We start from the raw sequence: 8871 nt of genomic DNA, 5'->3' as shown, positions 1-8871 counted from the left end.
AGCAGGGCTTGGAGCAGGCCGCTCGCACCTTCGGGCTTCTGCGCTCTCTGAACCTCGTCGGAGCCCCGATCCACAGCCTGGTCGACTGTATCGCTGTCACCGTGTTCCGCTAATCTACACAAGAGCGATCCTCGCAGTGGCGCCGCCGGCGTCCTCGAGACGATCGCGGCCAACGGTGCCGACGTCGCGGTCCTCGATACCGGGACGGAAGGGGTCGACGCGGAACTCGTCGCGGCGCTGCGGGACCCGGCGGAGCCGGCCCACCTCCCGCTGGTGGCCGTCGGCCCGCCGCCGACCGGCGGCGAGTGGACGGCGATCACGGGCCACGATCAGTTCGCCCACCGGCCGCTCTCGACGGTCGAACTCGCGGGCGAGGTGGTGTCCGACCTCTCGCGGAGGGGAGCGACGGATGGCTGAACGGGTTCTGGTCTGTGAGGACGACGAGCACGTCCGGGAGTTGCTCGCCTACCGCCTCGAGACCGACGGCTACGACGTCGTGGCGATCGACGACGGCGAGGACTGCTGGGAGCGCCTCGAGGGGGCCGACGAGCTTCCCGACGGGCTCGTCCTGGACCTGATGCTGCCGGGGCTCGACGGCTTCGGAATCCTGAGCCGGCTGCGCGACCACGACGACCTCGAGGAGCTTCCGGTGGTCATGGTCACCGGCCGCGGGTTGGAACGCGACGTCGTTCGGGGGTTCGAACTCGGCGCCGACGACTACGTCACCAAGCCGTTCAGTCCCTCGGAGGTCTCCGCGCGGCTGGGGCGGCTGGTCCGATGAACGCTCTCGGGAGCGCCTTCGTAGCCATCGTCGCCGCGACCGCCGTCGTCGGCGCGCTCGCGCTCGTGGTCTCGATCCTCCTGGCCCGGTTCGACCGCCGGCGCGAGCGGGCCCGTCCTCGCCTGGTCGAGGAGTTGTTCGCCCGGCTCGACCGGCCGGACCCGAACTGGTCGGGGTGGGTCGGGGAGCTGTCGCTCACCGAACGGTTCGTCCTCCGGCGGCTTCTCGCCCGCTACCTCCGCCAGCTCCGCGGGCGCGAGCGCGACCGGCTCGTCGACCTCGCCGAGGCCCTCGGGGTCGGCGACCGCGCGGTCGACCTGCTCGCCAGCCGGACGGTGACCAGCCGGCTCCGGGGACTGATCTGGCTGACCCTCCTCGAGCGCGACGTTCCGACCGAGCGCCTCCGGGAGCGCTGTACGGACCACCCCGCGACCCGTGCGGGAGCCGCCCGCCTGCTCTCCGTCGCCGGCGGACCCGACGCCGCCCGCGACGGGACCTCGCTCCTGTTGTGGTCGGGCGAGGAGCGGCTGTCGGTGTTCGGACTCGACACGCTCTACCGGCTCAATCGCCGGGACGCGACCCCGCTGCTGGCTCACGCCGACGCGGAGGCGACCTGGTGGTCGGAGGGGCTGGTGGTCCAGACCCTGACCGTTCTCGCTCACTGCCAGGCGACCGAGCGGACCGACCGGTTCGCGTGGCTCCCCGCGCTCCTCGACCACGACTCGCCACAGGTGCGGGCAACGGCGCTGTCGGCGTTCGCCCGCCAGGGCTGGCGCCGGGAGCTCCGCGAGCGCGTCGACGCCGAGCGGGCGCTCGCGGACCCGGAGCCGGCGGTCCGGACGGCGGCCTACGAGCTGTTCGGCAAGTGGGGCGACGGTGAATCGGTCGACTGGCTCCGGTACGGCGTCTACAACGATCCCGACGACCGCGCCCGGCTGGCGGCCGCCCGGACCCTCCGGCGGGTCGGCGGGCTCGAGAGCGTGACCGACGGGACGGGCCAACCGGACGAGGCGGTCGCGCGGACCGTCGCGTGGGCCGGGGCCGAACGACGGACGCCGAGGAGGGTTGCGACCGGATGGACGTAGCCGCCGGCGTCTCGACGGCGCTCTGGCTCGCCAGTTGGTTTTTCGTGCTCTACTTCGCGCTCGTCAACGGCAGCTACCTGCTGATCCACCTCGTCTCGATCGCGGTTCTGGCGGGCAACGTCCGCGACTGGCTGATCGAACCGGCCTACGAACCACACAACTCGCCGTTCCTGCCGGGGATCAGCGTCGTCGTCCCCGCCTACAACGAGGAGGTGACGATCGTCGAGACCGTCCGGTCGCTTCGCAACTTAGAGTACGGAAACTACGACCTCGTCGTCGTCAACGACGGTTCGACCGACGCCACGCTCGACGTACTCGTCGAGTCCTTCGACCTCGAGCCGATCGAGGCGCCGGTCCCCGTCGACCTCCCCTGCGAGGAGGTCCGGGGAGTCTACCAGTCCCCGCGGATCGACCTCGTCGTCATCGACAAGGAAAACGGCGGAAAGGCGGACGCCCTCAACGCGGGCGTCTTCTTCACCGACCAGCCCCTGTTCTGTGCCGTCGACGCCGACACCGTCATCGAGCGGGGGGCGCTTCTGGAGGTCGCCGAACCGTTCCTCCGGGATCCCGACCGGACGATCGCCACCGGCGGCGCGGTCCGGGTCGCCAACGGCTGTTCGATCGGCCGCGGGGTCGTCCGGGAGGTCGGACTCTCGAGGAATCGTCTGGCGAACCTCCAGGTCGTCGAGTACCTCCGGGCGTTTCTCTCGGGACGGATCGGCTTGAGCGGGATCGGTGGCCTCCTGATCATCTCGGGGGCGTTCGGCCTCTTCCGGACCAGTGCCGTCCGGGAGGTGGGCGGGTACTCGACGGACACCATCACCGAGGACATGGAGCTGATCGTCCGGCTCCACCGCGAGTTCGCGGGCGAGGACTACCGGATCGAGTTCGTCCCCTACCCCGTCGTCTGGACGGAGGTGCCCGCCTCGCGGGCGGTACTGGCCCGCCAACGGGGCCGCTGGTTCCGGGGAATGGTCGAGACGCTGTGGATCCATCGCCGGATGATCGGCAATCCGAACTACGGCGTCATCGGGCTCGTTGCGCTCCCCTTTTTCCTCCTCGTCGAGACGATCGGCCCGCTGATCGAGGGCGTCGGCTACCTCCTCGTCCCGATCGCCTTCCTGCTCGGGATCCTGAACGCCCCCTTCTTCCTGCTCTTCCTGGGGATCGCCGTCGGCATAGGCACCCTCCTGTCGTGGCTCTCGGTGCTGAACGAAGTCGTCAGCTTCCGGCGCTACCGGAACCCGCGGGACATCGCCAGGCTGCTCGGCTACGGCCTCGTAGAGCACGTCCCCTACCGACAGTGGAAGTCCTGGATCGCCTGGGTCGCGGTCGTCCGGTACCTCCGCGGGGAGGGCGGGTGGGGGGAGATGATCCGGGTCGGCTTCGACCAGTAGGTGCTCCCGCCGGGACGCTTACGTGTCGATGCCCCCGCTGAACCGTTCGGGCGTTCCGAGAGTTCGTCGAACCGATTCCGGTTTCGGCGGCGGCGTCGGCTTTCTCCGGGGAGGCGCTCGACCGCCACGAGGTCGCCCTCGTCGTCGAACCACGAGAGGAGGGCGTCGCACTCGCTTGCGCCGGGGAGGATCGGGTCGTCGGTCTCGAGGACGGCCCGGTCTTCGCTCTCGACGAGGATCACGACGAACCGTCCGTCGACGATCCGGTCAACGATCGCGATCGCGGCGTCGGACGAGGTCGCAAACGGCGGACCCGTGGCCTCCCTGGGTGGGTGCCCTCCACCCTCGCGGCCGGGCGGTTCCGGGCCGGGCGGCCCGCTCCCGTCGCGGACACTGGTTGCCGTTCCGAACAGCGAGGCGAGGGCGATCGCCGCGAGCGTTCCCAGCACCTCCAGCACCGTCCGCCGTCCGTAGGCGCGGTCGGACATGGCCCGCCTGGCCCCGTCATCGCGTAAAAACTCCGGGATCGACGGGAGCTCCGAGGAGATGGACGAGGGAGTGTCGTGGACCGCCCTCTCGAGGACGGCCGTCGAGAGTCGAGACCTGCCGCCGGGAAGAGAGACTTAGTCCAGTTGTTCGCGGTCGATGGGGTCTTCGATCTCGCCGACGACCTCCTCCAGGAGATCGGTGACGGTCACCAGCCCGACGACCTCGCCGTCCTCGATCACGAGCGCGAGCTCCTGGTTTTCGGCCTGGAACTGATCGATCGCGTCGCTGACGTCGGCGTCGGGCGACAGCGTCATCGGCGGCGTCGCGATCTCGGCGAACCCGATCTCGCCGGACGCGAGTTCCTCGCGGTGTTTGGCGAACAGCGGCGAGTAGATGACGCCCTCGAAGTCGGTCAGTTTCTCGCCGACGAGGGGGTACCGGGTCCGGGGGCTCTCGGCCATCCGTCGGACGTTCTCCTCGACGGAGTCGGCCGTCGAGAGGGTGACGATCTCCTCGGCGGGCACCATCACGTCACTGACGGGCTGTTCGCCGACGTAGAGGGCGTTCATCACCTCGCCACGGCGTTCCTCGCTCAGGTCGCTCTCCTCTAGCACCGTCCCGAGACTGTTTCGCAGGTCCGCCCGGGACTCGATGACCTCCGTCTCGGTCTCGGTCCAGGAGCCGGTCATCTCGATTCCGAACAGCCGGAGGGTCCCCTTTGCGACCCAGTCGCCGAACTTGATCAGCGGCGAGATCAGCCACGCGAACCAGTACAGCGGGCCCGAGCCGTACTCACAGACCTGCTTCGAGCGCTCGACGCCGAGGTAGGTCGGCGTCTGCTCGCCGTGGGTGAGGTGGACCATGTTGATGAGGAAGAAAGCGAGGAGGGAGCCGGCACCGATCGAGGCCAGCCAGGTGTTCTGGAAGAACGGCTCGAAGATCGCGGCCAGCCCCGGTTCGGCGACGATCCCGAGGGCGATGCTGGTCCCCGAGATCCAGATCTGACAGGTCGTCAGATAGATCTCGAGGTTGTCGGTCATCTCCCAGGCCCGCCGGAGTCCGGGGGTATCGAACTCGGACTCGGGATACTGTCGCGCCCGGGTGAGGCCGAACTCGATCGCGACGAAGTAGGCGTTGATCAGAATGAGCGCGACCCCGGCAAACAGCCGCGCACCGATCTCGAGGGGTTCCATCACCGGCCCGTACCGACCCGCGCCATAAATGAGTACGGAATCCGATCAGTTGCCGTCGTCGTACTCGTATTCGGCCTCGGGGTCCTCGACCCCCTCGGCTCGCGAGCCGACCCAGGCGCCGAGCGAGATCCCGTAGACGAGGTGGGCGGCGTGAAAGAGCGCGAGTTCGTCCGCCTCGAGTCTGATGTCGAGTAGTTCGTCGAGCATGACCTGCGAGCCGAAGGCCGACATGGCCATTCCGTAGACGGCGCCCCAGACGAGCCCGCGCTGTTCGGGCTCGATCGAGCGTTCGGACTCGAGCAGAGCGAACAGCCCGCCGAAGAGGGCGCCGCCGCCGACGCCGTAGGCGAGGTGCAAGAGGAGGCCCATCGCCGGGTGGTCCTCGGGCTCGCCGCCGCTTACGTACTGCGCCCAGAAGTTCGCCGAGGGCGGCAGCGACCGGAGGATCGGGAGCCGGAAGGCGGTCATGATCAGCGTCGCGACCAGGCCCGCCTGGAGCCCACGGGCGCTTGCGTACGCCGCGTGCTCGAGCCGCGAGCGTGCGGCCGGACGGTCGGAGATCGATCGGTCGGTCACGTTCGGGCCGACGGGAAGCGGGAAGTTAAGCCCCGGTCCGGCAGGGCCAGGTTTCGGCCGGCTCCCGCCGGGTCCCTGGCCGACGAACGACGGCCGGCCGGAACACCTACTCACGTAGGGGGTGGACTCGTCCGGGGTCGGAGCCAACTACGCGTGCCGTCCACCCGCGGACGGCGGCCCCGGGGGCGCACGTGGGAAAACGGGGCCACTCCGATTCTCCCCGCCGACGCTTCGGCCGCGAGCCGGGACCCTTTATGTCGTCGTTCCGCTAGGGCGAGCCATGGCAACGGAGCCCCGGGAGGACCCGGCCGACGACCGCCGGGCGAACTACGACTACGCGAGCGACGACGTCGACCGGCCGGCCCTGGTCGCCGATCTCGAGGACCGCGTTGAGGGCGACGTCCGCTTCGATTCCTATTCGCGGGAGCTGTACGCGACCGACGCCAGCGCCTACGAGCTGACCCCGATCGGGGTCGTCTTCCCCCGCTCGACTGACGACGTCGCCGCGGTTGTGGAGTACTGTGCCTACCGGGAGATCCCGGTGCTCCCACGGGGTGGCGGGACGAGCCTCGCGGGCCAGACCGTAAACCGCGCGGTCGTCCTCGATTTCACCCGGTACATGAACGACGTCGTCGCCGTCGCGCCCGACGACCGGGAGGCGACCGTCCAGCCCGGGGCGATCCTCGGGAGCCTGAACGAGCGCCTGGCGACCCACGACCTGAAGTTCGCACCCGATCCCGCCTGGGGCGACAAGAGCGCCATCGGCGGCGCGATCGGCAACAACTCGACGGGCTCACACTCCCTGCAGTACGGCAAAACTGACGCCTATATCGACTCCTGTGAGGTCGTCCTCGCCGACGGCACCCGCACGGAGTTCGGCGAGGTCACGCTCTCGGAGATCGCGAAGCGAGCGGACCCCGACGGCGACCTCGAGGCCCGGATCTACGCCGAGATAGAACGGATTCTCGAGGAGGACGCCGATGCGATCGGCGAAGCGTACCCCGACCTCAAGCGAAACGTCTCGGGGTACAACCTGGATCGGCTCGTCTGCGAGGCGCGGGGAGAGCCCCTGCCGGGCGACGAGGAGACCGGCGAAGCCGGCACGGTCAACCTCGCGCGCCTGCTCGCGGGCAGCGAGGGAACGCTGGCGACCGTCACCGAGGCGACCGTCTCCCTCGAGCCGGTGCCCGCGACGAAGTCCGTCGCCCTCCTCTGTTATGGCGGGCTCCACGAGGCGATGGCCGACGTCGAGAACGTCCTCGCACACGATCCCGCGGCCGTCGAGGTTCTCGACGACGTCCTGATCGACCTCGCGCGCGGGACCGCCGAGTTCGGCCCCGTCACCGGGATCCTCCCCGACGGCACGAACGCCGTCTTGCTCGTGGAGTTCTACGCCTCCGGCCCCGAGGAGGGTCGCGATCGGGTCGCCGACCTGCTCGCCGACCGTGTTCCCGATGCCGATCCCGAGGGAGAACCCGCCGAGGAGATCCCCGACGGCGGGGACCCGATCGCCGTCGATGCCCTCGAGGCCTACGACGCCGAGGAGCGCGCGACGTTCTGGAAGCTCCGGAAATCGGGGCTTCCGATCTTGCTTTCGCGGACGACCGACGAGAAACACGTCTCCTTCATCGAGGACACCGCCGTTCCGCCCGAATCCCTCCCCGAGTTCGTCGAGGGGTTCGAGGAGATCCTGGAGAGCTACGACACCTACGCGAGCTTCTACGCCCACGCCGGTCCCGGCGTGCTCCACGTCCGCCCCCTGATTAACACGAAAACGGAGTTCGGGCTCGACCAGCTCCACGGCATCGCCGACGAGGTGACCGACCTCGTGGTCGAGTTGGGGGGGTCGGTGTCGGGCGAACACGGCGACGGCCGCGCCCGAACCCAGTGGAACCGGAAGCTGTACGGCGAGGGGGTCTGGGAGGCGTTTCGGGGGCTGAAGACCGCCTTCGACCCAGACTGGCTCCTGAACCCGGGCCAGGTCGTCTACCGCGAGGGCGACCCCACCGATCTTCGAGAACACCTCCGGTTTTCCCCCGACTACGAGTTCGAGTCGGGCTTCGAGCCCGCACTCGAGTGGGACAACGACAACGGGATGCAGGGGATGGTCGAGCTCTGTCACGGCTGTGGGGGCTGTCGGGGCGACCAGGAGACCACCGGCGGGGTGATGTGTCCGACGTTCCGGGCGAGCCGCGAGGAGATCACGAGCACCCGCGGCCGGGCGAACGCGCTCCGGTCGGCGATGGACGGCGACCTCGAGCCCGGGGAAGCGTTCTCCGACGAGTTCGTCGAGGAGGTGATGGATCTCTGTATCGGCTGCAAGGGGTGTGCGATCGACTGCCCGAGCGAGGTCGATATGGCGAAGCTCAAAGCCGAGGTGACCCACGAGTACCACCAGCGAAACGGCGCCACGTTCCGCGACGAGCTGTTCGCCCGCGTCGAGGAACTGTCGAAGTGGGGAAGCGCCCTGGCGCCGCTGTCGAACCTCGCGCCGAAGGTTCCGGGCGCCCGCAAACTCATGGAGGCGACCGTCGGGATCGCCACGGACCGATCGCTACCGACGTTCCACCGGGAGACCTTCGAGGACTGGTTCGACGAGCGCGGGGGAAGCGCCGTCGACCCCCACGAGGCCGACCGACGGGTCGTGCTCTACCCCGATACCTACACCAACTACTCCAATCCGGCGGCGGGCCGGGCCGCGGTCCGCGTCCTGGAGGCCGCGGGCGTCCACGTCGCGGTTCCCGACGTCTCCGACACCGGTCGGCCCGCGTTCTCGAAGGGCTTTCTCGACCGCGCTCGAGAGACCGCCGAGGAGAACGTCGATGCGCTCTCGCCGGCGGTCGAGGCGGGCTACGACGTCGTCGTCGTCGAGCCCTCCGACGCGGTCATGCTCCAGTCGGACTACCTCGACCTCCTCTCCGGGGAGGCCGTTCGGGAACTCGCCGCCAACAGTTATGGAATCTGTGAGTACGTCGATCGGTTTGACCTCGACGGCCGACTCGAGTTCGAGGCACCCGAGACGGCTCTGGCCTACCACGGCCACTGCCACCAGAAGGCCGCGGCGCGGGACCACCACGCCGTCGGCGTCCTCCGGCGGGCCGGCTACGCGGTCGACCCGCTGGACTCGGGGTGTTGTGGGATGGCGGGCTCCTTTGGCTACGAGGCCGAACACGCCTCGATGAGCGAGGCAATCGGGTCGGTGCTCTACGACCAGGTCGAGGCCAGTCCCGGCGAGCGGGTCGTCGCTCCCGGCGCGTCCTGTCGGACCCAACTCGGCGACCGTCCCGGAGCGGAGGCGAAACCGCCGACGCCGATCGAACTCGTCGCGGCGGCGCTTTCGGCGGAGTGAG

General features: G+C 69.4%; 8 protein-coding genes and 1 pseudogene. 5 read left to right on the top strand and 4 right to left on the bottom strand.

From position 1 onward, the window contains the following. Positions 1–113, top strand: a pseudogene (locus tag LCF40_RS12325) (IS1595 family transposase); the annotation flags it as partial. Between the two features lies 1 nt (position 114). On the opposite strand, the gene LCF40_RS12320 reads toward LCF40_RS12325, so the two are convergent. Next, positions 115–327, bottom strand: a complete 213-nt coding sequence (locus LCF40_RS12320) for a hypothetical protein (protein ID WP_224828658.1) — start codon at positions 325–327, stop codon at positions 115–117. A gap of 82 nt (positions 328–409) precedes the next feature. On the opposite strand from LCF40_RS12320, the gene LCF40_RS12315 reads away from it, so the two are divergent. From LCF40_RS12315 to LCF40_RS12305, 3 genes are read left to right on the top strand one after another with little or no spacing between them, the layout of a single operon-like run. Then, entirely contained in the window at positions 410–781 is a 372-nt protein-coding gene (locus tag LCF40_RS12315; RefSeq protein WP_114578297.1) for a response regulator transcription factor, read from the top strand. Then, on the top strand, positions 778–1866 hold the full coding sequence (locus tag LCF40_RS12310; protein WP_224828657.1) for a HEAT repeat domain-containing protein: 1089 nt from the start codon (positions 778–780) through the stop codon (positions 1864–1866). The genes LCF40_RS12315 and LCF40_RS12310 overlap by 4 nt, the downstream gene beginning before the upstream one ends. Beyond that, the gene (locus tag LCF40_RS12305; protein WP_114578295.1) at positions 1857–3263 is read left to right on the top strand and encodes a glycosyltransferase family 2 protein; all 1407 of its coding nucleotides are present in this window, start codon (positions 1857–1859) and stop codon (positions 3261–3263) included. Before LCF40_RS12310 ends, LCF40_RS12305 begins: the two co-directional genes overlap by 10 nt. Here the strand turns inward: LCF40_RS12305 and LCF40_RS12300 are convergent. The 3 genes from LCF40_RS12300 to LCF40_RS12290 form a co-directional block, all read right to left on the bottom strand. Continuing rightward, positions 3161–3751, bottom strand: coding sequence for a hypothetical protein (locus LCF40_RS12300; protein ID WP_224828656.1), 591 nt, complete (start codon positions 3749–3751; stop codon positions 3161–3163). The genes LCF40_RS12305 and LCF40_RS12300 overlap by 103 nt on opposite strands. 135 nt (positions 3752–3886) lie before the next feature. Next, positions 3887–4945 (bottom strand): CNNM domain-containing protein, encoded by a 1059-nt coding sequence (locus LCF40_RS12295; RefSeq protein ID WP_114578293.1) that lies wholly within the window; start codon positions 4943–4945, stop codon positions 3887–3889. A gap of 45 nt (positions 4946–4990) precedes the next feature. Continuing rightward, positions 4991–5521, bottom strand: coding sequence for a DUF6789 family protein (locus LCF40_RS12290; protein WP_224828655.1), 531 nt, complete (start codon positions 5519–5521; stop codon positions 4991–4993). A gap of 280 nt (positions 5522–5801) precedes the next feature. Here LCF40_RS12290 and LCF40_RS12285 point away from each other — a divergent pair, with 280 nt between their 5' ends. Further along, positions 5802–8870 (top strand): FAD-binding and (Fe-S)-binding domain-containing protein, encoded by a 3069-nt coding sequence (locus tag LCF40_RS12285; RefSeq protein WP_224828654.1) that lies wholly within the window; start codon positions 5802–5804, stop codon positions 8868–8870. The last annotated feature ends 1 nt before the right edge of the window (position 8871 follow it).

This window comes from Saliphagus infecundisoli (assembly GCF_020177375.1).
Classification (GTDB): domain Archaea; phylum Halobacteriota; class Halobacteria; order Halobacteriales; family Natrialbaceae; genus Saliphagus; species Saliphagus infecundisoli.
Note: the sequence above shows the minus strand (reverse complement) of the source record. Positions and strands in the feature narration are given on the sequence as shown.